The 23317-nt window shown below is 67.7% G+C and carries 22 protein-coding genes; 12 read left to right on the forward strand and 10 right to left on the reverse strand.

The features are described 5' to 3' along the window. Positions 1 to 13: 13 nt before the first annotated feature. Positions 14 to 1528, forward strand: coding sequence for an amino acid permease (locus tag ACZ9CK_RS16965; protein ID WP_426300567.1), 1515 nt, complete (start codon positions 14 to 16; stop codon positions 1526 to 1528). A gap of 64 nt (positions 1529 to 1592) precedes the next feature. On the opposite strand, the gene ACZ9CK_RS16970 is transcribed toward ACZ9CK_RS16965, so the two are convergent. Further along, positions 1593 to 3173: an MFS transporter gene (locus tag ACZ9CK_RS16970; RefSeq protein ID WP_476050549.1), complete on the reverse strand. Its 1581-nt coding sequence runs from the start codon at positions 3171 to 3173 to the stop codon at positions 1593 to 1595. A 132-nt stretch (positions 3174 to 3305) separates the two neighbouring features. Here ACZ9CK_RS16970 and ACZ9CK_RS16975 point away from each other — a divergent pair, with 132 nt between their 5' ends. Beyond that, positions 3306 to 3977 carry a FadR/GntR family transcriptional regulator gene (locus tag ACZ9CK_RS16975; protein ID WP_476050550.1) on the forward strand — a complete coding sequence of 224 codons (672 nt, stop codon included), beginning with the start codon at positions 3306 to 3308 and terminating at the stop codon, positions 3975 to 3977. On the opposite strand, the gene ACZ9CK_RS16980 is transcribed toward ACZ9CK_RS16975, so the two are convergent. From ACZ9CK_RS16980 to ACZ9CK_RS17000, 5 genes are read right to left on the reverse strand one after another with little or no spacing between them, the layout of a single operon-like run. Beyond that, positions 3978 to 4820, reverse strand: a complete 843-nt coding sequence (locus tag ACZ9CK_RS16980; protein WP_426300573.1) for an amidohydrolase family protein — start codon at positions 4818 to 4820, stop codon at positions 3978 to 3980. After that, positions 4817 to 5806 carry an aldo/keto reductase gene (locus ACZ9CK_RS16985; RefSeq protein WP_426300575.1) on the reverse strand — a complete coding sequence of 330 codons (990 nt, stop codon included), beginning with the start codon at positions 5804 to 5806 and terminating at the stop codon, positions 4817 to 4819. Before ACZ9CK_RS16985 ends, ACZ9CK_RS16980 begins: the two co-directional genes overlap by 4 nt. Next, a complete protein-coding gene (locus tag ACZ9CK_RS16990; RefSeq protein ID WP_426300577.1) occupies positions 5803 to 6147 on the reverse strand; it encodes an L-rhamnose mutarotase in 345 nt (114 codons plus the stop codon). The genes ACZ9CK_RS16985 and ACZ9CK_RS16990 overlap by 4 nt, the downstream gene beginning before the upstream one ends. Continuing rightward, a complete protein-coding gene (locus tag ACZ9CK_RS16995) occupies positions 6140 to 7426 on the reverse strand; it encodes an alpha-L-fucosidase (protein WP_476050551.1) in 1287 nt (428 codons plus the stop codon). Before ACZ9CK_RS16995 ends, ACZ9CK_RS16990 begins: the two co-directional genes overlap by 8 nt. Positions 7427 to 7436: 10 nt before the next feature. Continuing rightward, a complete protein-coding gene (locus ACZ9CK_RS17000) occupies positions 7437 to 8792 on the reverse strand; it encodes an L-fuconate dehydratase (RefSeq protein ID WP_476050552.1) in 1356 nt (451 codons plus the stop codon). Between the two features lie 171 nt (positions 8793 to 8963). Between ACZ9CK_RS17000 and ACZ9CK_RS17005 the strand changes: the two genes are divergently transcribed. The 7 genes from ACZ9CK_RS17005 (at position 8964) to ACZ9CK_RS17035 (ending at position 16863) form a co-directional block, all read left to right on the forward strand. Continuing rightward, positions 8964 to 9899: a fumarylacetoacetate hydrolase family protein gene (locus ACZ9CK_RS17005; RefSeq protein ID WP_426303542.1), complete on the forward strand. Its 936-nt coding sequence runs from the start codon at positions 8964 to 8966 to the stop codon at positions 9897 to 9899. A gap of 5 nt (positions 9900 to 9904) precedes the next feature. Next, positions 9905 to 10666, forward strand: coding sequence for an SDR family NAD(P)-dependent oxidoreductase (locus ACZ9CK_RS17010; RefSeq protein WP_426300583.1), 762 nt, complete (start codon positions 9905 to 9907; stop codon positions 10664 to 10666). An 88-nt stretch (positions 10667 to 10754) separates the two neighbouring features. Next, positions 10755 to 12098: an ATP-binding protein gene (locus tag ACZ9CK_RS17015; RefSeq protein WP_476050553.1), complete on the forward strand. Its 1344-nt coding sequence runs from the start codon at positions 10755 to 10757 to the stop codon at positions 12096 to 12098. Positions 12099 to 12213: 115 nt separating this feature from the next. Further along, entirely contained in the window at positions 12214 to 13458 is a 1245-nt protein-coding gene (locus tag ACZ9CK_RS17020) for a low temperature requirement protein A (RefSeq protein ID WP_476050554.1), read from the forward strand. Between the two features lie 546 nt (positions 13459 to 14004). Continuing rightward, positions 14005 to 15276, forward strand: a complete 1272-nt coding sequence (locus ACZ9CK_RS17025) for an NYN domain-containing protein (protein WP_476050555.1) — start codon at positions 14005 to 14007, stop codon at positions 15274 to 15276. Positions 15277 to 15394: 118 nt separating this feature from the next. Continuing rightward, complete coding sequence (locus tag ACZ9CK_RS17030) at positions 15395 to 15673, forward strand: helix-turn-helix transcriptional regulator (protein ID WP_476050557.1); 279 nt, start codon at positions 15395 to 15397, stop codon at positions 15671 to 15673. Further along, positions 15670 to 16863: a type II toxin-antitoxin system HipA family toxin gene (locus ACZ9CK_RS17035; RefSeq protein ID WP_476050558.1), complete on the forward strand. Its 1194-nt coding sequence runs from the start codon at positions 15670 to 15672 to the stop codon at positions 16861 to 16863. The genes ACZ9CK_RS17030 and ACZ9CK_RS17035 overlap by 4 nt, the downstream gene beginning before the upstream one ends. Here the strand turns inward: ACZ9CK_RS17035 and ACZ9CK_RS17040 are convergent. From ACZ9CK_RS17040 to gluQRS, 3 genes are read right to left on the reverse strand one after another with little or no spacing between them, the layout of a single operon-like run. Then, a complete protein-coding gene (locus tag ACZ9CK_RS17040; RefSeq protein ID WP_426300595.1) occupies positions 16860 to 17393 on the reverse strand; it encodes an HD domain-containing protein in 534 nt (177 codons plus the stop codon). The genes ACZ9CK_RS17035 and ACZ9CK_RS17040 overlap by 4 nt on opposite strands. A 31-nt stretch (positions 17394 to 17424) precedes the next feature. Beyond that, positions 17425 to 18627, reverse strand: a complete 1203-nt coding sequence (locus ACZ9CK_RS17045; protein WP_476050559.1) for a serine hydrolase domain-containing protein — start codon at positions 18625 to 18627, stop codon at positions 17425 to 17427. Positions 18628 to 18667: 40 nt separating this feature from the next. Next, positions 18668 to 19564: a tRNA glutamyl-Q(34) synthetase GluQRS gene (gluQRS, locus tag ACZ9CK_RS17050; protein ID WP_476050560.1), complete on the reverse strand. Its 897-nt coding sequence runs from the start codon at positions 19562 to 19564 to the stop codon at positions 18668 to 18670. Positions 19565 to 19938: 374 nt separating this feature from the next. Between gluQRS and ACZ9CK_RS17055 the strand changes: the two genes are divergently transcribed. The 3 genes from ACZ9CK_RS17055 to ACZ9CK_RS17065 all read left to right on the forward strand — a co-directional run bounded on the left by ACZ9CK_RS17055 (position 19939) and on the right by ACZ9CK_RS17065 (position 22712). Then, complete coding sequence (locus ACZ9CK_RS17055; RefSeq protein WP_426300601.1) at positions 19939 to 20406, forward strand: Lrp/AsnC family transcriptional regulator; 468 nt, start codon at positions 19939 to 19941, stop codon at positions 20404 to 20406. Between the two features lie 177 nt (positions 20407 to 20583). Beyond that, complete coding sequence (locus tag ACZ9CK_RS17060; protein ID WP_476050561.1) at positions 20584 to 22065, forward strand: WXG100 family type VII secretion target; 1482 nt, start codon at positions 20584 to 20586, stop codon at positions 22063 to 22065. Positions 22066 to 22199: 134 nt separating this feature from the next. After that, on the forward strand, positions 22200 to 22712 hold the full coding sequence (locus ACZ9CK_RS17065) for a hypothetical protein (protein WP_426300605.1): 513 nt from the start codon (positions 22200 to 22202) through the stop codon (positions 22710 to 22712). A gap of 48 nt (positions 22713 to 22760) precedes the next feature. On the opposite strand, the gene ACZ9CK_RS17070 is transcribed toward ACZ9CK_RS17065, so the two are convergent. Beyond that, on the reverse strand, positions 22761 to 23216 hold the full coding sequence (locus tag ACZ9CK_RS17070) for an Lrp/AsnC family transcriptional regulator (protein ID WP_426300607.1): 456 nt from the start codon (positions 23214 to 23216) through the stop codon (positions 22761 to 22763). Positions 23217 to 23317: the final 101 nt, after the last annotated feature.

Consider the following 23317-nt stretch of genomic DNA (forward strand, 5'->3'; position numbering starts at 1 on the left):
CCTAAGGATCCCCATGAGCAATCAACCCATCACCGACCACACGGTCCCGCAGCAGGCGCACGCGACTGAGAAACTGCTGCACGCCGAGGACAAGGGCTACCACAAGAACCTCAAGCCGCGTCAGATCCAGATGATCGCGATCGGCGGCGCGATCGGCACCGGCCTGTTCCTGGGCGCCGGCGGCCGCCTGAACGTCGCGGGCCCTTCGCTGGTGCTCTCCTACGCGATCTGCGGCGCATTCGTGTTCCTGATCCTGCGGGCCCTGGGCGAACTCGTCCTGCACCGCCCGTCCTCGGGTTCCTTCGTCTCCTACGCTCGTGAGTTCTTCGGTGAAAAGGCGGCCTTCGCCTCGGGCTGGTTCTACTGGATCAACTGGGCCATGACCACCATCGTGGACATCACGGCCGCAGCAATCTACATGAACTTCTTCGGCAAGTACGTGCCCTGGATCGGCGCCGTGCCGCAGTGGGCTTGGGCGCTCATCGCCCTGGTCGTGGTGCTGTCGCTGAACCTGGTCTCGGTGAAGGTCTTCGGCGAGATGGAATTCTGGTTCGCCCTGATCAAGGTTGCCGCCCTGGTGGCCTTCCTCATCCTGGGCATCTGGTTCGTCGCCTTCGGCACGCCCACGGGCGCTCCCACCGGTTTCTCCCTCATCACGGACAACGGCGGCATCTTCCCGAACGGCATCATGCCGATGATCCTGCTTATGCAGGGCGTCGTGTTCGCCTACGCCTCGGTCGAGCTGGTCGGCACTGCCGCGGGCGAAACCGAGAACCCGGAAAAGATCATGCCCAAGGCCATCAACTCCGTGGTCTTCCGTATCGCGGTGTTCTACGTGGGCTCGGTCATCCTGCTCTCCCTGCTGCTGCCGTTCACCTCGTACCAGAAGGGCGTCAGCCCCTTCGTGACGTTCTTCGGTTCCATCGGCGTCGAGGGCGTGGACACCATCATGAACCTGGTGGTCCTCACGGCCTCGCTGTCCTCGCTGAACGCCGGCCTGTACTCCACCGGCCGCATCCTGCGCTCCATGTCCGTGGCCGGCTCCGCCCCGAAATTCGCACAGCGCATGAACAAGGCCGGCGTGCCCTACGGCGGCATCGCGATCACCGCGGGCGTCTCCCTGCTGGGTGTACCGCTGAACTACCTGGTTCCGTCCGAGGCCTTCGAAATCGTGCTGAACGTCGCGTCCGTGGGCATCATCTCCACTTGGGCCACGATCGTGCTCTGCCAGATCCAGCTCAAGCGCTGGGCGGACAAGGGCTGGCTCAAGCGGCCGGCCTTCCGGATGCCGGGCGCGCCGTACACCGGCTACCTGACGCTCGTATTCCTCGTCGTGGTCCTGGTGATGGTGTTCATCGATTCGCCGCTCACCTTGCTGGTCACCCTCATCGCCTGTGCGCTGATGGTGGGAGGCTGGTACGCGTGCCGCAAGCGGATCCACGAGATCGCCGAAGCCCGCGACGGCTACACCGGCATGTCCCCGGTGGTGGCCAACCGCCCCGCCCCGGGTTCGGAAGACTCCATCTAGGCGAGTGTTAACAGGAAAGGCAGCGAGCATGCTCGCTGCCTTTCCCCTTTTAAGCCGCCTTCGCTTAGCGCAGCTTCGGATCGCGCAACACGACGGCGACCATGACCGCCGCGGCTGCCATCAGGACCATGCCGATCGCCGAGGTCATCCCGACGCCGGAGTCGAAAGCGTGCCGGGCGGACTCCAGCAGCGCCTGGGCCTGCTCCGCCGGCAGCAGCTTTGCGGCGTCGATCGCCCCGCCGAGGGTCTCGGAGGCCTGCCGGGCGGCGTCGCCAGCGAGCGTTTCCGGGACCTCGACGTGGGCACGGTAGGCGGCGGCCAGGATGCTGCCCAGCACCGCGGTGCCCATTACTGACCCCACCTCGTAGGCGGTCTCGGAGATCGCCGAGGCCGCACCTGCCTGCGGCGCCGGGACGCTGGCCAGGATGAGGTCGTTGGAGATGGTCTCCGCGGCACCCACGCCGGAACCAACGATCGCGAAGCCGAGCAGCAGCGCCCACAGCTCCCCGCCCTGGCCGAACAGGAGCACCACGACGTAGCCGCTCATGTTCATGAGCAGCCCCGCGGTGACCACGTGGGCCGGCCGGATCCTGCGCACCACGGGCACGGTTACCAGGCCCGCGACAATAGTCAGCGCCAGGCCCGGGAGCATGAGCATCCCGGCCTCGAGCGGGGTACGGCCGGCCACGAGCTGCAGGTGCTGGGACATGAAGTAGATGAAGCCCACCAGCGAGAAGATGCTCAGCAGGTTCGCGGCCAGGGAGACGCTGAACGCCTTGTTCCGGAACAGTGTCATGTCCAGCATCGGCGCCTTGCCCGAACGCTGGCGCCGTAGCTGCCTGCGGACGAACAGCGCCCCCGCCACGAGCCCGACGGCGAGTGGCAGCAGAGCGGCCAGGCCGCCGTCGTGCGCGAATTCCTTGATGCCGTACACGAACGGAACCATCGCGGCCATGACCAGCAGGATGCTGGCCGGGTCCACCGGCGCAGGGTTCGGGTCCTTGGACTCCGGCAGCACGAGCGGCGCCAGGATGAGCAGCGGGAGCAGCATCGGCACGGCCAGCAGGAACACGGCACCCCATTCGAAGTGCTCCAGGAGCAGGCCACCGGCCAGCGGGCCGAGGGCCGCGCCGCCGGAGAAGCCCGCGGCCCAGACGGCGATCGCGGTGCGGCGTTCGGTGGGGTCGGTGAAGATGTTCCGGATCAGGGAGAGCGTTGCCGGCATGAGCATGGCACCGAAGACTCCCAACAGAGCGCGGGCGCCGATCAGCTGGCCGGCGTTGGTGGCGAAGGACGCCAGCACGGAGACGAGCGCGAAGCCGGTGGCGCCGATCAGCAGGAGCTTCCGGCGGCCGATCCGGTCGCCGATGCTGCCCATCGGGACCAGCAGGCCGGCCAGCACCAGGGCGTAGACGTCAATGATCCACAGCAGTTCGGTGCCGTTGGGCCGCAAGGCAAGGGACAGGGACGGGACCGCGAAGCTGAGCACGGTGTTGTCGACGGCGATCAGCAGCACGGGGAACATCAGCGCGCCGAGGGCGAGCCAGCGCCGTCCGGCACCCTGCTGCTTGCCACGGACGGGATCGGGACGGAGAACCGCCTCGCTCTCGGCGAAGCGTTCGCGCTTGGTGACGGACGTGGTCATGGTGACCGCTTTCTCGAAAAGGGTGGAAGTCTGACAAGCAAAAACTATACCGTCCAGACGGTACAGTTTCAAATTCGCCGCATAGCGTCGCCGCTCCTCAGACATCGGACCACTCGCCGCTACGATTGAGCCATGGCTGTGACTGACGAGGCGATCGGCAAGATCAAGGACATGTTGATCCGCGGCGAGCTTAAGGCCGGGGACCGCCTGCCGCCCGAGAAGGAGCTCAGCGAAAGCCTTGGCTTGTCCCGCAGCTCATTGCGCGAGGCCGTGAAGGCCCTGGAGCTCATCCGGGTGTTGGATGTGCGGCGCGGTGACGGCACCTACGTCACCAGCCTGGACGCGAAGCTGCTCAACGAGGCCGTGGCCTTCGTGGTGGAGCTGCACCAGAACCGCTCCATCCTGGAACTCTTCGAAGTCCGCCGGATCCTGGAACCGGCCACTGCCCACATGGCGGCCGGCCGCATCACGCCGGAGGAAGTGACGGCCCTGCGCGCCACGATGGAAGGCATCGACGAGGGCACCGACGTCGAAGAGCTCGTGGCCCACGACCTCGAATTCCACAGCATCATCGCCTCGGCGGCCGGGAACGACTACCTCAGCGGGCTGCTCGAGGCCCTGTCCGGGGACACCGTCCGGGCTCGCATCTGGCGCGGCATCACCCAGGAGAAGGCCGTGGCGCACACCCTGGCCGAGCACAAGGCAATCGCGGATGCGCTGGAGCGCGGCGACGCCGAACTGGTGCGGGCCTTGGTCACCGTGCACATCAGCGGTGTAGAGAACTGGCTGCGCCAGGCGCTTTAACTACAGCTCCAGTCCGTACGTCCGCGCCGCGGTTCCTTCCAGGATCTGCCGCCGTTCGGCGTCGGACAATTCAGCGATGAGTTCCAGCAGCACAGCGATGGTCTGCGCGTAGGGTGCGCCGAGCGTGCTGACCGGCCAGTCGCTGCCGACCATCAGCCGCCCCGGGCCGAAGGCATCCAAGGCCTCCTCCCACAGGGGCCGCAGGGCCGCGGCCGTATAAGGAACCTCGGGCAGGTGCAGTCCGGACAGTTTCGCGACCGTGTTGGGCAGCGCAGCCAGCGCCCGGAAGTCCGCGCGCCACTGCGCCATCGGCTCCGAATCCGCGCCGGCGCCCAGCGGCGGTTTGCCCAGGTGGTCCAGGACGACGGCCAGTTCCGGGAGCTCCCGGGCCAGCCGCACCGTGGCTCCGAGGTGGCGCGGGAAGGCGTCGGGAACATCGAACGCGACGCCCCTCGAGGCCAGCAGGCGCAGCGAGTCACGCACCGGGGCGAGATCGAGGAAGTTGTCCCGCGGATCGTCGTGGACCAGGTGCCGCATACCGCGGAACTTCGGATGGGCGGCAAAACGGGCAAGTTCGGCCTCGGCTTCGGCGGGGCGCTCCAGCGGGATCCAGCCGACGACGCCGACTACCCAGGGATGGCTGTCCGCGGCCGCGAACATCGCCTCCGTATCCTCGAGGGTGTCGTCCGCCTGCACCAGGATGGCCTGCTGCACGGCGGAGGCGGCCAGCTCCCGGCCGGCCTCCTCCGCCGTGAAGCTGCGGAACAGCGCCCCGTGCTGCGGTCCCAGCCAACCGTACCCGCCGCCGTCGAGGTTCCACAGGTGCAGGTGCGCGTCGATCACGCGGCTCCCCCAGGTTCCAATGCTTCCACCGCGGCCCACAGTTCCTCGGGCACGGCGGTGTTCATCCGAGCCGAATTGAGCGCCGCTTGCTCGGGGCTGCGTGCGCCCACCGTCACGTTCACCACGGCCCGGTTCCGCAGCGGGAAGTGCAGGGCCGCCGTCGGGAGTTCGACGCCGAAGTCCCGGCACAGTGCCGCCAGCGCCCGGGCGCGTTCCAGCAGGGCGCGCGGCGCCTGCCCGTAGTTGTAATGTGCATCGTCCGGCACCTCGGGCCGGGCCAGGAGACCAGAGTTGAAGGCACCGACGGCCACGACGCCGGTGCCGCGCTCCACGCAGCGGTCCAGCAACGGAACGCCGGGCTGCTCCAGCAGCGTGTAACGGCCCGCAAGCATCACGAGGTCCAGGTCCGCCTTTTCGACGCAGGCGAGCGCGGCTTCAGCCGAATTGGTGCCGACGCCGATGGCTTTGACCAGGCCTTCGCCGCGGAGCTTCTCCAGCGCGGGCAGTGCCCGGGTGATTCCGGCGTCGAGGTCGTACACATCGGGGTCGTGCAGGTAGAGGATGTCCACGTACTCCAGGCCCAGCCGGCCCAGGGAATCCTCCAGGCTCTGGCGGATGCCTTTTTCGCTGAAGTCCCAGCGGCGTACGGCGTCCGCCGGAACGTCGAAGCCCTCGTCGTCCCGGCGGCCGGCGGCGTCGTGGGGTTCAAGCAGCCTGCCCACCTTGGTGGAGATGACAAACTCGGCGCGCGGCTTGTCCCGGAGCACGGCGCCCAGCCTCTGTTCGGACAGGCCCAGTCCGTAGTGCGGGGCGGTGTCGAAGTAGCGGACGCCGGAGTCCCAGGCGGCCAGGACCGTCGCGAGGGCTTCTCCGTCAGGGATGGCGGTGTAGAGGTTGCCGATTCCCGCGGCGCCGAAGCCGATCCTGCCGAGCTTTCCGACAAGCTCCAGACGTCCGGTGCCAGCGTTCCCCACGGCGCCGTTCACGGCAGTTCCCAGACCTTCGGGATGCCGGAGTCGTTGCCGGAGTAATCGTCCTCCACCTCGAGCAGCTCAGCCATCCGGGCCTGCCAGGGCACGTTGGCGGGGTGGTCGGCGAGAGCATGGCGCATGGCCTGGTAGTCGTCCACCTCCACCAGATGGAACAGCTCCAGGCCGCTGCGCCAGATGCGCCAGTTCCGCACGCCTGCATCCTTCAGCGCCGCAACGAGTTCGCCCGGAATCCCCGCATGGGCGTCGTAATATTCCTGCTCCGCACCGGGCTTGAGCCGGGTGTGCAGGGCAACTGTTTGCGGGGCTGGTGCCTGCGGTGCCGTTATCTCAGGCATCTGCGCCGTCCTTGAGGAACAGTTCCAGTACGGGCACTGCCACCGGCGGCCGCTGGATGGGCAGTTTGATGATCAACGTCCCCGCCGGCTGGGCGCCGGGGGTGGTGGCATAGGCCTCCTGCTCCGGGTCCGGTTCCTGGAGGCGGAGTTCGGAGGCGTCGTTGAGCAGTTGCGCGTACTCGACTTTCCCGGCGAGGCCCGGCAGATGCACGAAGCCGAACGGCCAGGCGAACAGATGGACGTACAGCCGCTTGCCGCGCCGGGTATAGCGGGCGTCGGCGGGAGGAAGGTACGACGACGGTCCGGCACCATAGATGGAACGGCCGTGCAGCCGCATCCACTCGCCTATGCCCGCCAGGGATTCGGCGGCGCGCGGGTCGAGGCTGCCGCGGGCGGTGGGGCCGACGTTCAGGAGGAGGTTGCCGCCTTTGGACACCCCGTCCACCAGCATCCGCACCAGGAGGTCCGGGCTCTTGTAGTCGAGATTGTCGCGGTCGTAACCCCAGCTGCCGTTGAGTGTCTGGCACGCCTCCCAGGCGAGCCGAACGCCGTCGGACATCATGGGACCGGCCGGCTGGTACTGCTCCGGCGTGACAAAGTCTCCCGGCAGGTCGAGGCGGTCGTTGACCACGATCCCGGGCTGCAGTTCCCGCACCATGGCAAGCATCTCCTCGGAACCCCAGTCGTCCCGGCCCTTGCCCCCGGCCGGGTGGCCGTCCATGCCGCCCGGGTAGGAGAAGTCGAAGAAGAGGTAGTCGATGGTGCCGTAGTTGCTGAGCAGTTCACGGACCTGGCCGTGCAGGTACTCCCGGTAGCGGGCCATGTCCCGGCCCTCGTTCAGTTTCCCGAAGCCGGCGTTCCGCAACGGGTGCACGGAGTCCACGGTGAAGTCGGGGTGGTGCCAGTCGATCAGGGAGTAATAGAAGCCGACTTTCAGGCCTTCGGCGCGGAGCGCCTCCACGTAGGGGGCGATGAGGTCACGGCCGGCAGGGGTGTTGGTGGCCTTGTAGTCCGTGAGGGCGGAGTCCCAGAGGCAGAAACCCTCGTGATGCTTGGTGGTGAGGACCACGTACTTCATGCCGGCGCTCCTGGCGGCACGGGCCCATTCGCGGGGATCGTAGAGGTCCGGATCGAAGCGGCGGAAGTACTTCGAGTACTCCTCCACGGTGATCTCCTCGCGGTTCATCACCCACTCGTGCCGGGCCGCCAAGGAGTACAGCCCCCAGTGCACGAACATGCCAAGGCGGGACTCCTCGAACCACGGGGCGTGCTGGATCACGGCTTCTCCTTCAGTTCTCGACGGCGGCGGTGCTCGCTACTATGGTGCTCGCTACTGTGGTGCTCGCCTCGGCAGCCCACACCGGTCCGTCGGGGTAACGGTAGTCCGCCAGGCTGGCGGGGAGCATTTCATTTCCGGCGCCGGGAGCCGACGGCGGCCAGTAGGCGCCCCCGTGGACATCGACCGGCGTGACGAAGTGTTGGTGCAGGTGGTCCACGAATTCGATCATGCGGTCCTCCTTGGTTCCGGAGACCGCCACGAAATCGAACATGGACAAGTGCTGGACCGCTTCGCACAGGCCCACCCCGCCGGCGTGCGGACAGACCCGGACCCCGAACTTCGCGGCCAGCAGCAGGATGGCGATGTTCTCGTTGACGCCGGCCACGCGGGCAGCGTCGAGCTGAAGCACTTGCAGGGAGCCGGCCTGCAGCATCTGCTTGAACACCACGCGGTTCTGGACATGTTCGCCCGTGGCCACCGGGATGGGCGCCACGCCGCGGGCGATGGCCGCGTGGCCCAGGATGTCATCCGGGCTGGTGGGTTCTTCGATCCAGGCGATGTCGTAGGGCGCGAGGTGGCGCATCCACTCGATGGCTTCCTGGACGTCCCAGCGTTGGTTGGCATCCACGGCGATCCGGATGTCCGGGCCTACGGCCTCACGGGCGGTGCGGACGCGGCGGATGTCGTCCTCCAGGGAAGCCCCGACCTTGAGTTTGATCTGGGTGAATCCCTCGGCCACGGCTTCCTTGGCCAGGCGCGTAAGCTTCTCGTCGCTGTATCCCAGCCAGCCCGGGGTCGTGGTGTATCCGGGGTAGCCTTCGGCGAGCAGTTGTGCGCGTCGCGCCTCCCGGCCCGGTACGGCGGCGCGCAGGATGCCGAGCGCTTCCTCGGGGGTGAGGGCGTCGCTGAGGTAGCGGAAGTCCACCAGCGCGACGAGTTCCTCCGGGCTCATCCGGGACAGGAGCTCCCAGAGCGGCAATCCGGCGCGCTTGGCCTTCAGGTCCCAGAGGGCGTTCACGACGGCGCCGATCGCCATGTGCATGACGCCCTTCTCCGGTCCGAGCCAGCGCAGCTGGGAATCGTGGGCGAGCAGCTTCCAGGTGGCGCCCATGTCCGCCAGCAGGTCCTCGGCGTTGCGGCCCAGGAGGTGTTCGCGCAGGGCAGCGATGGCGGCGGTTTCCACCTCGTTGCCGCGGCCGATTGTGAACACGAAGCCGTGGCCCTCGTGCCCGTCCGCGGCGTCGGTGCGCAGGATCAGGTACGCGGCCGAATAGTCCGGGTCCGGGTTCATGGCGTCCGAACCGTCCAGCTCCCGGGACGTGGGGAACCGGATATCGAGGGTGTCCATGGCGGTAATGACGCTCATCGTGCTCCTAGCTTAGGCGGCGCGTACGGCTCGTAGGGCCGGTTGGGGCGGTCCATCCACGTTGAGACTAAACATCGGATGTTTCCATTGTCAATGGGTCACATTTCCGCAAGAATAAGGAAGACACCACACTTGAAGCTCGGAGCAATGACGCTGAGCATGGAGGAAGACATGAACGTGAAATTCGCCCGGCTGGGAGCGGCCGGAAACGAGCAGCCGGTTGTCCTCGTCGAAGACGGCAACGGCGCCGCGAAGTACTTCAGCCTCACCGGCCTGACCCGGGACATCGACGGCGGCTTCCTCGCCGCGGACGGCATTGCCCGCGCCAGGAAGGCCCTTGAATCCGGGGAACTTCCCGAGATTTCCGCCGAGGGGCTGCGGATCGGTTCTCCCATCGCCCGCCCGCGCTCGGTGGTGTGCATCGGCTTGAACTACACCGCGCACGCTGCCGAATCCGGCGCCACCCCGCCCGAGGTCCCAGTGGTTTTCCTTAAGCCGTCCAACACCGTCGCCGGGCCGTTCGACGCCGCCCCCATCCCGCCGTCGTCGGCGAAATACGACTGGGAAGTGGAACTCGGCGTGGTGATCGGCAAGGAAGCGTCCTACCTTTCATCCGTGGAGGAAGCCGCCGGGCACATCGCCGGCTACGTGGTGGCCAACGACCTCTCCGAGCGCGACTATCAGTTGCCCGGCGCCGCCGGCCAGTGGACCAAGGGCAAGTCGCTGCCGGCGTCGAGCCCGCTGGGGCCTTGGTTCGTTCCCGCCGACCAGGTGGATGCCGGCAAGCTCCGGCTGCGTACCTGGGTCAACGGCGAGATCCGCCAGGATTCGAACACCTCGGACATGATCTTCGATCCCGCCACCGTGGTGCACCACCTCAGCCAGTACATGGTGCTCGAAGCAGGCGACGTGATCCTCACCGGCACCCCCGAAGGCGTGGCCCTCTCCGGCCGCTTCCCGTTCCTGCAGCCCGGCGACGTGGTGGAACTCGAAGTCGAGGGCCTCGGCCGCCAGCGCCAGGAGTTCTACCGGGCCGGCACCCACAACGCCGGCGGCAGCGAATCCCTGGCCGCAGCCTCCGCGGGGGACCCCGCGGCAGTGCGGTGAGCCCGATGAGCGGTCCGGTGAGCAGCGAATTCGAAGGCCTGGCCGCCCTCGTGACCGGCGGCGCCTCCGGCATCGGCGCGGCCATCGCGGACCGCCTCGCCGCGGGCGGGGCGAAGGTGGCCGTGCTGGACCTGAACCCCGCCGGTTCGCCGCACTTCGCCGTCGAATGCAATGTCGCGGACGACGCCTCGGTGCGCGCCGCCGTCGACGCCGTGGTCCGCGAGTTCGGCCGGCTGGACGTGGTGGTCAACAACGCCGGGATCGGCGCCCAGGGCGATATCAGCGCGAACTCCGACGAGGAGTGGCTGCGCGTCCTGGACATCAACGTGGTGGGCATCGCGCGCGTCAGCCGTGCCGCCCTTCCGCATCTGCGGAAGTCGCCGTCCGCGGCGATCGTGAACACCTGCTCCATCGCCGCGACGGCGGGGCTGCCACAGCGGGCGCTGTATTCGGCGTCGAAGGGCGCGGTGCTGTCCCTGACGCTCGCCATGGCCGCCGACCACATCCGCGAAGGCATCCGGGTGAACTGCGTGAACCCCGGCACCGTGGACACCCCGTGGGTGGGCCGGTTGCTGGATTCGGCCGCGGACCCGGCTGCCGAACGTGCGGCCCTCAACGCCCGCCAGCCGCACGGCCGGATGGTGGACCCCGCGGAGGTCGCCGGCGCCGTCGCGTACCTCGCCAGCCCGCTGTCCGGTTCGACGTCGGGCACCTCCCTGGCGATCGACGGCGGCATGCAGGGCCTGCGGCTCCGCCCGGTGGGGTGAAGAGCGGCGTAACACCCCCGGCCCGCCCGCCGCGCTTCCCCTATGCTCGACTCCAAGGCATCAACGGAGATCCGGCAAGGAGCAGCACATGACCACCTGGCGCATCAGGGACTTCCACTCGTCCGACCTCGACGGCATCCTGCACCTCTGGGAATCCCTCAAGGCCGACGGCGTCGAGCCGGTTTATGCGCTCTCCGAGGTCCTCGCCTCCTGCGAAAAGGACCACGCCGTGGTGGCGGTGCAAGGCGAGCAACTGGTGGGTGCCGCCGTCGGACGCGCCGCGCACGACCAGGGCTGGATCGTCTTCCTGTCCACCCTGCCCGAGTTCCGCGGCCGCGGGATCGGCACCTCGCTGCTGGCCGCCGTCGAGAACCGCATGGCCCCGCACGGCCTGAACAAACTCTCCGCGCTCATGCCCGAGAGCGAAACCCGGGTGGAGGCGTTCCTGGGCCGTGGCTTCGTGGTGAAGAAGAACCTGCGCTACTTCGAGCGGACCATCCCGGTGCAGCGTGCGGAACTGGAGCCGCTGAGCCTGCTGGGCGGCCGGGTGCTGGCCCGCGACCTGTGGGAAAACGTCGCCGGCATGAAACGCGAGAAGGAGCTGCTGGAGCGGCGCCTGGTGCTGCCGCTGGCCGAGGCCGACCTCGCCGATGAATACGGCGTGGTGCCCCCGCGCGCGGTGGTGCTGTTCGGCCCGCCCGGCACCGGCAAGACCACCTTCGCCAAGGCGATCGCGTCCCGCCTTGAGTGGCCGTTCGTGGAGGTCTTCCCCTCGCGGCTGGCCGCCGACCCGAAGGGCCTGGCCGGCGCGCTGCGGGAAACGTTCCTGGAAATCGCCGAGCTGGAGCACGCGGTGGTGTTCATCGACGAGGTGGAGGAGATCGCGGCGCAACGTGCGGGGGATCCGCCGTCGCCGCTGCAGGGTGTCACCAACGAGCTCCTCAAGATCATCCCGGCCTTCCGCGAACAGCCCGGCCGCCTGCTGGTGTGTGCCACCAACTTCATCCGTGCCCTGGACTCGGCGTTCCTGCGCCACGGCCGCTTCGACTACGTCATCCCGATCGGCCTGCCGGACATTCACGCCCGCGAAGCCATGTGGCAGCGTTTCATCCCGGCCACCGTCGTGGACACCGTGGACGTGGGCCTGCTCGTGGAGCGCACCGAGGGTTTCTCCCCCGCAGACATCGAGTTCGCTGCCCGCAGCGCCTCCCAGCGGGCGCTGGAAAAGGCAGTGTACGACGACGGCGGTACTGGCGGCGGTGCCGCTTCCGGCGGAAGCCCGGCACCGGCGTCGAACGGGCCGGCGTCGAACGGGCGCAAGGGGCCGACCACGCAGGATTACCTGGACGCGATCGCGGACACCAAGACTACCGTGAGCGAGGAAGTCCACGAGGAGTTCCTCGAGGACATCGACGTCCTGGGCCGGGTCTGATCAAGGCCCCTGAGCCGCAACACCTGATCCGCAACGCGGGGTCAGATACAGCCCATGTACCGCCCCGGAACGGGCCCTATCTGCCCCCGCGTTTTCCTGGCGGTACTGTGTGAGCATGTCCAACCCACTCCGCCATGCCCTCTCCCGCATGGGCGGCCGCGATCCCCACGAACAGCACCGCGCCGCCACTCCCCTGGAACTGTTCTTCGACCTGACGTTCGTCATCGCTTTCAGCGTGGCCGGCGGCCAGTTCGCGCACGCAGCAGCGGAGGACCACGCCGGGGTGGGCCTGATCGGCTTCGCCATCGCCATGTTCGGTGTGCTTTGGGCCTGGATCAACTTCTCCTGGTTCGCGAGTGCCTACGACACGGACGACTGGATCTTCCGGATCGTCACCATGGTGCAGATGGTGGGTGTGCTCATCCTGGCCATGGGCATCGAGCCGATGTTCAATTCGGTTCTCGAAGGCACACGCGTCAACAACGAAGTCCTGGTGCTCGGCTACGTGGTGATGCGCGTGGCCTTGATCGTCCAGTGGCTGCGCGCGGCACGGCAGGACCCGCAGCGGCGCAAGACGTGCCTGACGTATGCGGGATTGCTGGCTGTGGTGCAGTTGGGCTGGGTGGCCGCCATCTTCGCGAAGACAGACCTCCCCACCACCCTGATGGTCTACGCTCCGTTGATCGTGGCGGAAATGGTGGTGCCGGTCATAGCGGAGCGGAAGGTGAAGACCCCGTGGCATGCGCACCACATCGCCGAACGCTATGGGCTGCTGGCCATCATCGCGCTCGGCGAGTGCCTGATCGGCGCCATCGAAACGCTGCGTTCGATTGTCGCGGTCCACGGCTGGACCCTCGACGCCGCCCTTGTGGGCCTCGGCGGCACCGGCCTCGCCTTCACGCTCTGGTGGGTGTACTTCATCCTGCCCGCCGGCCGTGCCCTGCACGTGCGCCGCCACCGCTCCTTCATCTTCGGCTACGGGCACATGATCATCTTCGCCGCCATCGCCGCTACCGGAGCCGGCCTCCACGTGCTGGCGTACTATATCGACCACGAAGCCCACATCAGCGCCGCCGCGGCCGTGGCCTGCGTGGCCATTCCCGTGGCGGTCTTCAAGGTCACGCTTACCTGGATCTACGGCAGCCTGCTCGGACTGAACCGCATCAACGTCTTGCTCACGTGCCTGGTGGTCGTTGCCGCGGCCGCCGCTGTTGCCCTTGCCGCGGCCGGGGTTCCGGTGACCGTCTGCCTAATGGTGATCCTCCTGGCCCCGGCCGTTGCGATCCTGGAGGACGAGCTGGCGGGCCACCGGCGTCGGGCCGATGCCCTTGCGCGGCTCGGCATCGAGGCAGCGGGCTAAAGGCCGCGCGGCTCTACGAAATCGCCGGAGCGCTGCCGGGTAGCCGGAAAGTTCCAGCGACCCGGCAGCGCTCCGGCGACCCCGCCGTGACCCAATCTCCTAGGCGGCGCTGTGTTCGGGAACCCGCGACGCCGGATGCCGGGTGAAGGTGTCAAGCAGCCGTCCGGTGTCTGCCATCTGGTCCTCCCAGATGGCCCGCACGATGTCGATGCGGTCGTCGACTTCCTGCAGCGCGGACAGCTAAGCCTCGATACCTGCCCCGGCACCGCCCGCGGCTTCGTGCAGCGCGATCATGCGGATTGCCAGCTTGGTCTGCACACCGTACACGGGAATCTGGGGACCGCGCGGGGCACTGGCGTGGAAGCCAGTGGCCCACAGGATGGTGTCGTACTCCCCGGCCGCTGACGCCTCCTCGTTGTGAGGCCTCCTCTACGTACTTTGCGCGCGTGAAAGAACGCAGAGCGGGCCTCACAACGTGACCCGCTCCCCGGAAAGCATCTGTGCGCACATCTGGTCCGGCGGCCCGCGGAATGCAAAACTGGGCGGATGATCGTGCCTCCGAGCCAGGTCCGCCGCCCAGGCATCCGGGCAGCCATGTTCGTCGACTTCGACAACGTCTATTCCGGCCTGCAGGCGGTGGATCCCGCGGCTGCCAGGGTCTTCGCCGAGGACCCCAAGCAATGGACGTCGGCCCTGGCAGGCGGAGGCGGCCGGGAAGCGGAGCGGCGGTTTCTGATCCGCAACTGCTACCTGAACCCCGTCATTTACTCGAAGTACCGGGTGTATTGGACGAGGGCGGGATTCCGGGTCATCGACTGCCCGTCCCTCACGCAACGGGGCAAGAGCAGCACCGACATCAACCTCGTCCTGGATGCCATGGACGTCCTTGCCGGACCGGTGGGCATCGATGAGTTCGTGATCGCGTCCGCCGACGCCGACTTCACCTCGTTGATAGCGCGGTTCCGTGCCGCCGACCGCATCACCACCGTGATCGCTGCCGGACCTGTTGCGTTTGCCTACCGCGAGATGGCGGACCATGTGGTGGAAGCCAACGACTTCGCGGCCATCCTTACGGGTTCATCGGCCGACGGCGGCGCCGGCGTCCTGCCTCCTGGGGAGGGTCGCGTGCCCGCACCGGTCTCGAGGAAGGGTGCCGCGGCCAAGGAAGTCAGCAGCCTTGTCCGCTCGTCGCCGGGGCCCGTCACTGGCGCCGTCGCCGCGCACCGGGCCCTGACCGCGGAGCCCTCCCTGAAGACGGACTGGGGCGGCCACGGCAAGTTCGGCGCATGGATTGCGCAACTCGGGAACGGGATCGAGTACTCCCCGACGCCGCCACCCGGCTGGGTGTGGGACGCCAAGCGCTTCTCCGAGGCGGACCTTCCCCAGGAAGCAGAGGCACGCTCCGCCGTGGAGGAACACGTGGCAAGGGTGACCGACGTGCCGGCCCTTTCGAGGGCGCAATTCCGGCAGGTATTCGTCTCCATGGAGGCGGTCCTGCGCCAGCACCCTCCCAACAGGAATGAGCTCACCAGGTCGGTCCGGGACCACTGCGTTGCCGCCGGCCACGCTGTCTCCCGGGCCGCCGTGAACTTCATTATCCAGGGCCTGAACTACGCGAACGCCTTGACGGACGAGGCCACGGCGGTGAGCCTTGCGACCGCATGGACCCGCAACGTTGAGGAGCTTTGCCGGCTGGCCCTCCTTGAGTTCGACGAGTCGGAAGTCGCGGAGCTGAGGCGCTGGGCCGGGGGCGGGCTCGTGAAGTTGCCCTCGAAGCAGAAGCCTCAAGCAGAAGCCTCGGCTCCCGCCGCGGACTGAGGTCCACCTCCGGCACGTACGTGCCGATTTGCGCGTGATCCCCCTTGTTCCGAACCGGCACTGGAGGGAAAATGGCCATACCGGCACGTTCGTGCCGGTCGCCAAGAAGGGGGCTTTCATGGATCCCGCGGGTTTCAGCGCGGCTTTGGGCAGCGCGGTCCGCTCCCGGCGTGCCGCGCTGTCCCTCAGCCAGGCCGACGTCGCCGACCTCGCCGGAGTCTCCGAACGCTTCGTCCGCTTCGTCGAGCAGGGCAAGACCACCGTGCAGCTCGAACAGCTGTTGGCGGTGCTCGGCACCCTGGGCCTGGAACTGGACGTGTCCACGGCCGCGAACGTTTCCACCGCCGGCCCCATTTCCACCGCCGGCGCCGTTTCCACCGCCGGACCTGCGCAATGACCTTCCACCGGATCGCCGACGTCTACAAGCAAGGGGTCCTGGCGGGGCGCATCGAACGTCATGCCGGCGGAACCCTGTTCAGCTACCTGCCGAAGTATCTCGACGCCGGCGGCCCGCCCGTCGCGACCACCCTCCCCCTGGGCGGCGGGCCGGTTTTCACACCAAGCGGCGCGGTGCCGCCGTACTTCACCGGCCTGCTGCCAGAGGGCCGCCGCCTGAACTCGCTCCGGCGCGCGGTCAAGGCCAGCGCCGACGATGAGCTCGCCCTCCTCATGGCCGCCGGCGGCGACGCCGTGGGAGACGTCCAGACCCTCCCGCACGGCGAGCTTCCCACGGAAGGCGGCTCCGCCGTCGTGATGGATCCGAAGCTGCCGCTGGACTTCGACGCGCTGCTGGGCGATTCCGGGCTCATCGACCCCGTGGCGCTGGCGGGCGTGCAGGACAAGTTGTCCGCGGGCATGATCTCGCTCCCGGTGGCGCAGTCCGGCAAGCGCTACATCCTCAAGCTCAATGCCCCGGAATTCCCCTTTGTTGTGGAGAACGAGTTCCTGATGTTCCGCTATGCGCGCCGGCTGCGGGTCCCTGTGGCGGGCGTGCAGCTAGTGCATGACGTCGCCGGTCGGGCCGGGCTGCTCGTGGAGCGTTTCGACCGGCTCACCTCAGCCGACGGCGGCACGCTGCGGCTCGCCGTCGAGGACGGCGCCCAGGTGCTGGGCCTGTATCCGGCGGACAAGTACAGCGTGCCGTACGGCGAAGTGTGCGCGGCGCTGGCCGCCCACTGCGCCGCCCCGCTGCCAGCGCTGCGGAACCTCGCACTCCAGCTGGCCTTCGCCTGGCTCACGGGCAACGGCGACCTGCACGCCAAGAACGTCTCCATGGTGCAGACAGCGCAGAAAGAGTTCACCATCGCTCCCGTCTACGACATCCCCTCCACAGTGGTCTACGGCGACAAGACCCTGGCCCTGAGCATCGGCGGCAAGAAGAGCGGCATCTCACGCAAGCATTTCCTCGCCTGGGCGCAACACCTGGGCCTGCCTGAACGCGCGGCAGTCCGGGTGCTGGACATCGCGCTGAAGGCAGCCGGGCCCCTTGCCGAGGACCTCGACGGCGGCGCCTCGCCGTTCGGCGCGATGCAGACGAAGAACTGGATCAAGGAACTCCGGCACCGCCGCCGGCTGATGGAAGGCTAGTCCGCCAGCTCATCCAGTTCCGGCAGCAGATGCGGGTTCACGCGTTCCAGGATGAGGCGGATTTCCTCCTTCGGCACGGCACGGTAGAGCACCGGACGTGCCTCCGCGTAGCGCGGATTCGGAGCTTTGTCCGGCCATTTCTCGGCCAGGGCCTGCACCCGCTCCGGCAACGAATTGTGGGCGTTGTCCGCGATCTTGACCAGGGTGGCGTCATGGTCCTCGGCAACGAAACGGATGCCGGCGGCGTAATCGTCAGGGTTGTCATGGAGCCGGCGCGTGACCCGCTCGATGATGCCGATGGCGCGCTCCGAAACACCCATGTCTTCGAGCGCTTGCCGGGTGATCGGGGTGTCCTCGGCAATGTCGTGCAGGTACCCGGCAATCCGGATGTCGTCGTCGAAGTCGGCCAGCGCATCCCCCACCGCGAACACGTGCTCCACGTACGGCCGCTTCAGCTTGTCCTTCTGGCGGTTGTGCGCCACCTCGGCAAGGACCCGGGCAGTTTCAACGGTAAATCCGGATGCGCTCATGCCTTGATACTAGGCCCCGGCTCCGACAGTATTACGCGCCCGCTTCCATTACCCGCCCTGTTTCCGAAACCGCCTTCCGCACCGCGGCACTCAACTCGAAATTCCGGCATCCGATGCCGCCCGGCTCGGCCTGCTGCGGCACGTAGCCGAAGCCCAGCCCGTACACCGGATCCGCGTAGCCCAGGGCCCCGCCGGCACCGTCGTGGCCGAATGCCCGGTAGCTGCCGAACGGCATCCGGGCGTGGGATTTCATGAAGACAGTGGCGAAGCAGCTGGTATCGCCGAAGACGCGGTCGATCCCGAACACCTGCTCGGCCGAGACGGCCCGGATGGTCTCCTCGCTCAACAAGGGCGCGACGGCGGGACGGCCTGAACCGCCTGCACCTTCCGCACCCGCGGCACCGGATCCGGCGAGCCCGGGGTTTCCTTCAAGCCCGGTCAGCGCGGCAGCATAGACCCGGGCCATGCCTTCCGCATTGGCGACGCCGGCCACCGAGCTGAGCCCGGCGGCGCGGACCTCACGGATGTTTGGCAGGTCCAGGATCTCGGCAGTCACCGCGTTCGCGGCCAGGCCGAAGTGACCGGCGGGATCCGTCCACGGCCGCTCGGGGTCGGACACCCAGCGCAAGGTCGCGTAGCGCGGCTCTTCGGACTCGGGCAGTCCGAGGAAGAAGTCCGCGCCCGTCACCGCGCGGATCCGCGCTTCAAAGATTTCCTGCAGCGTGCTCCCGGTGATCCTGCGGCAGAGTTCCTCCATGAAGACCCCGATGGTCAGGGCGTGGTAGCCGAAGGCCGCTCCCGGCTTCCAGAGCGGTGGCAGGGCAGCGAGCTTGGCCGCAGCCAGTTCGGAGTGGTTGCATTCTTCGAGGGACAGCCCTCCCTCGACCCCCAGCAGCCCGGCCTGGTGCGAAAGCAGCTGCACGACGGTGATGCCGGATTTCCCCTGGGCTCCGAACTCGGGCCAGTACTTGACCACCTCGGCGTCGAGGTCCAGGAGCCCGTCCTGAACCAGAAGCGCGATGACCAGGCCTGCCATGCCTTTGGAGCAGGAGAACACGCCGGTGACGGAATCGGGGCGGATGTGCGGGCCGCCGCTGAGGTCCAGGACCTTGACTCCGCGGTGGTAGGCGGCCAGCTGGGCCGAATATTCCGGGTCCTCGGCGAGGTAACGGCCGAAGAGTTCGGCTACGGCTTCGAATCCGGGGGCAACAAGTCCAGAGGTCGGTGCATCCATGAGAAGTAAGACTAGTCCGCGATGCCTCCCAAGCTAGCCGCTAGCCGTTGCTGCCGGCCATCGCCGCGTCCCACACCCACGGATCCCGAGGCAGCGCCGCGGGGTCGAACACGGCGAGCGCCTCTTTGAAGTCACCGGGCAGCCCGAGGGATGCCAGGATCAGCTCCCGCACCTTTTCGGCGGAAAGCCCGACGGCGGCGAGGTCCGCGAGCGTCACGGCGCCGTCGCGCTTGGCCAGCCGGGCACCGTCGTGGTTCACCACCAGGGGGACGTGCGCGTACTGCGGTACGGGAAGCCCGAGCAGCGAGGCGAGGTACGCCTGCCGTGGCGCGGAGGACAGGAGGTCGTCACCGCGGACCACCTGGTCGATGCCCTGTTCGGCGTCATCCACCACCACTGCCAGGTTGTAGGCGGTGACGCCGTCGTTGCGGCGGAGCACGAAGTCGTCCACGGTGCCAAGGTAGCGGCCGTGGAGTTCGTCCTCCACTGTCCACTCCCGTACCTCCGAGCGGAGCCGGATCGCGGCCGGGCGGCCGGCCCGCCGGATGTCCCGCTCCTCCGCTGTCAGCCGCCTGCAGGTCCCCGGATAGGCGCCCTGCGGGGCATGCGGGGCGGACGGCGCCTCCTGGATTTCGCGGCGGGTGCAGAAACATTCGTAGGTGAGGCCGGCTTCCTCGAGGCGCCGGATGGCCTCGGTGTAGAGCGGGCCGCGGTCCGTCTGGCGCACCACGGGGCCGTCCCAGTCCACGCCGACCGCCGACAGATCCCGGAGCTGGACTTCTTCGGCACCGGCCCGGGCCCGGTCCAGGTCCTCCACGCGGAGCAGGAAGCGGCGGCCCGTGGAGCGGGCGAACAGCCACGCGAGGAGGGCCGTGCGGAGGTTGCCCACGTGTAGTTCCCCTGAGGGGCTGGGAGCGAAGCGGCCGGCTGCTGTCATGGTCCCAGCGTAATCGGCGGCACCGACGGAAACGCGTGACGGCACCGCCAGCGCCGCACAGCAAAGCCGCACAGCACAAGAGCCCCTCAGCTACCGTCAGGGTCGGTGGCTCAGGGGCTCTTATGGTGGCGCCGGCATGGCCGGCTGTGTGGGGACTGACGTTGGTGTGAACAAGAGTCAATCAGCGGCGGCGTCCTTGCGGGACGGTTGTGCGGATTCCGGGAGGTGTGCCGGGGATTCCGTTGCCGCGCGGGATGGGGCGGTGGCCGTTTCCCTTTGCTGCCACTATTCGAACAGAGACACTACAGTTGGTGCAACGGATCGATTTCGAACTGGTCAATCTGACCAATCAGACATCAAGCAATAGACAGGTGATGGTCACTTTGCAGGAACTGGACGCCACAGACAAGAGGATCCTTGCCGCCCTCGACGACGATCCGCGGCTTCCCGTCATGGTGCTCGCCCAGCGCCTCGGCCTGGCCCGCGGAACCGTGCAATCACGCCTGGAACGGATGTCGGAGTCCGGTGCGCTGCGGCCCAACAGCAGCCGGGTCCTGCCCGCGGCCCTGGGCCGTGGAGTGGCGGCTGCAGTGAGCGCCGAACTGGACCAGCACCGGCTGAACGAGGCCATCGCCGCCCTGCGGGACATCCCCGAAGTGCTGGAATGCCACGCCCCCGCCGGCGACACCGACCTCATCATCCGCGTGGTCGCCACGAGCCCGGACGACCTGTACCGGGTGTCCGAGGAAATCCGGCTTTGCCCGGGAATCGTGCGCACCTCCACCAGCATGTTCCTGCGCGAAGTGATCCCCTACCGCACCACGGGGCTGCTGCGAAGCTGAGCCGACCGCGGAACCGGGCCGACCGCGGAACCGGGCTGCCGGCGTCGGCCCTTTCCGACGGACCGCTCCCCACGGCGGGCAGCTCTCCCCATCGCCGGGGGCACGGCGGGCACGTAGGATCGGCAATGCCGGAACGGCTGGCACAATTTGCAGCACAGACATTCGCTCGGGGGAACCATGTCCGGAACTTTCTACGGTGCAGACGTTGCACAGTTGCGCCAGCTCGCCAAGGCCATGGCGGGCGGGGCGCACAAGCTTTCCGCGCTGGGCCAACAGCTGAGCAGCACGCTGTCTGGCACCGGCTGGCGCGGGGCCGACGGCGAGCATTTCCGCAGCGAATGGAGCTCCGCCCACCTGCCCGCCCTCAAGAAGGCCGCGGGACAGATGGAAGCGGCGAGCAAAGCGTTGCTGAAGAACGCCGACGAGCAGGACAAGGCAAGCACTTCCGGCGGTCCTGCTGGCGGCGGGACCGGCGGACCCGGCGGGCAAGACGCCCAAGGCGATGTGCTCACGGACAAGCTCGAAGGCATGACTCCGGCCGAGCGGAAGGCCTACCTGGCCAGCGACGAGTTCAAGCAGTGGGCGCTTGAGCACCCGGAGGCGGCCAAGGCTGCCATGGACGCAGCCGCCGACTCCGGCCTGATCAGCAAGAACTCCCCGGAGTACGCCGGTTTCCTGAGTGACTACTGGAACCAGCAGGCGATGCGCGAGATGGGCATCGACCCGGCCGACTGGGATACCTCCAAGGGCACCGAGTACAACTGGGAAACCATCAAGAAGGTCTACGACTACTACGGCAAGGCCTACCTGGAGAATCCGGACCTGCAATGGGCCGGGATGGCCAACATGATCGGGCCATCCTTTGCCGGCGGGTTCAAGGACATGGCATTGATGCGGGATCTCGCGCAGCAGATCACCGACAATCCGGTGTCCGACATTCCGCTGCCCGTCCTGGACCAGCTCGAACAGCTGGCCGGGATGACGGACCAGGAGATCAAGTTCTACGAAACCTCGATGTTGGACATGAACAAGGAGATCTTCCTTGACCAGGCACGCCAGCACGAGGCCTACATGAACGGCGGCATCGATGAGATCAACCGGCTGCGGGATTCGGGCGCCATCGACGCGGGCACGGCCCGGGCCTGGGCTCAGATCGATTCCGGCGACCCCGCCGAGATCCAGAAGGGCAACACCGCGCTCCTGTACCGCGAGCAGAACGAGATCATCGCCGACGACTACGTGAACATGAAGAACCACCCGGGCGGCGAGGCGGTCACCTACATGGTCACCCTCGCGGGCGAGCCCTCCATCCCTGGTGCGAAGAGTTTCCCCGAGGTGTTCCCCTACACCTACAGCGTGGAGAGCCCCGGCCCGGAGAAGGTGCCGGTCACCGGCTGGGACAACCCGCTCCAGTTCCGCACCGACTTCACCACGGGCTTCCCGGACGGGAACATCGCCGACGCCGACGCCCGCTGGGCGCTCATCAGCCAGGACACCCTGCCGGCGTACCAGGACCTACTCGCCACCGACCCCGACCGCGCCCGGGACATCATCGCCTCCGACTTCAACGGCCGCGTCGAGGAGCACCGCCCCCTCAACAACATTCCGGACATCACCGGACGCTTCCTGTCGGGCTTCGACGTGGAGGTCCACCAGTGAGGCCGCCGCTGCGGAAGGCAGCACGCACCTCCGCCGTGGCGCTGGCCGCCGCTGCGTGCCTCGCGCTCACCGCCTGCCAACCCCCCGGATCCGCCACACCCGCCCAGACGCCGCACACTTCGCAAGGGAGCACCGTGAACACCTCCGATTTCTCCACGCTGGACACCGCCGGCGTCGACAAGATCCGCACCGAACTCCGCGCCAGGCTGGACCTGAGCAGCGGCAAGCTGATGAAGTCCGCCGTCGGTGTCTCGGACACCAGCTACGGGCCCGAAATCAACACGCAGGACGCAGGCAAGATCAAGCTCACGATCGTGGCGCCCGCCGGCGAGATCGGCGGCGAAACGGACCGGATCCGCTTCAACACCACCAACATCCAGCCCGACTTCAGCGAGATCACCTACTTCCTCACCGCGGACTCCCCGGAGGAGTTCTTCGCGCTGATCCGCGACGGCGTCGAGAAGTACGGGATCGACGGCGCCTCCGCCGAGGGCTGGATCAGCTCGGCGAGCGCCGATCCGCAGATGAAGAGCGACTTTTCCATCACCAGCGGCACCAGCACGGGCCTGGACGTCAACTACGACCTGCGCTACGACGGCAGCAAGGACGTCCAGGTCATCATCGTCCACGTCAGGCCTACCGAGTAGCCGGCGCTATGGAGTAGCCGGCCATGTGGAGTAGCCGGACCCGCCCGGCTAAACCGGCGGCCCGGCGTTGCTCTTCAGGTTCTTCATCACCAGGGTCGAGGTGAGGCGTTCGACGGCGGGAAGCACCGTGAGCTGTTCGTCGTAGAAGCGCTGGTACGCCGGGAGGTCCGCGGCGATCACGCGGAGCAGGTAATCCGGCGAGCCGAACAGCCGCTGGGCTTCGACGATGTTGGGCAGGGCCGCCACGCGTTCCTCGAAATCGGACATAATGCTGCGCTCCACCTTGGCCAAAGTGACGAACACGATCGCCTCGAAGCCTAGGCCGATCGCAGCCGGATCGATGTCCGCCCGGTAGCCACGGATGACGCCGGAGGTCTCCAGTTCCCGCAGCCTGCGGTGGCACGGCGCCACCGTCAAACCCACCTTGGATGCCAGCGCCGTGGCAGTCATCCGGCCGTCCTCTTTGAGGTGGCGCAAAATAGTTCTGTCGATTCCGTCAATCACGCAAATATCTTACCAATCTGGCGCCCTGGTGGGATAAAAACGCGAACACTTATGGGCCGTTTTTCCCTAGGGTTTTCCTTGCCGGATCCAAGCGGCGGAAC

The organism is Arthrobacter sp. TE26545 (assembly GCF_056279005.1).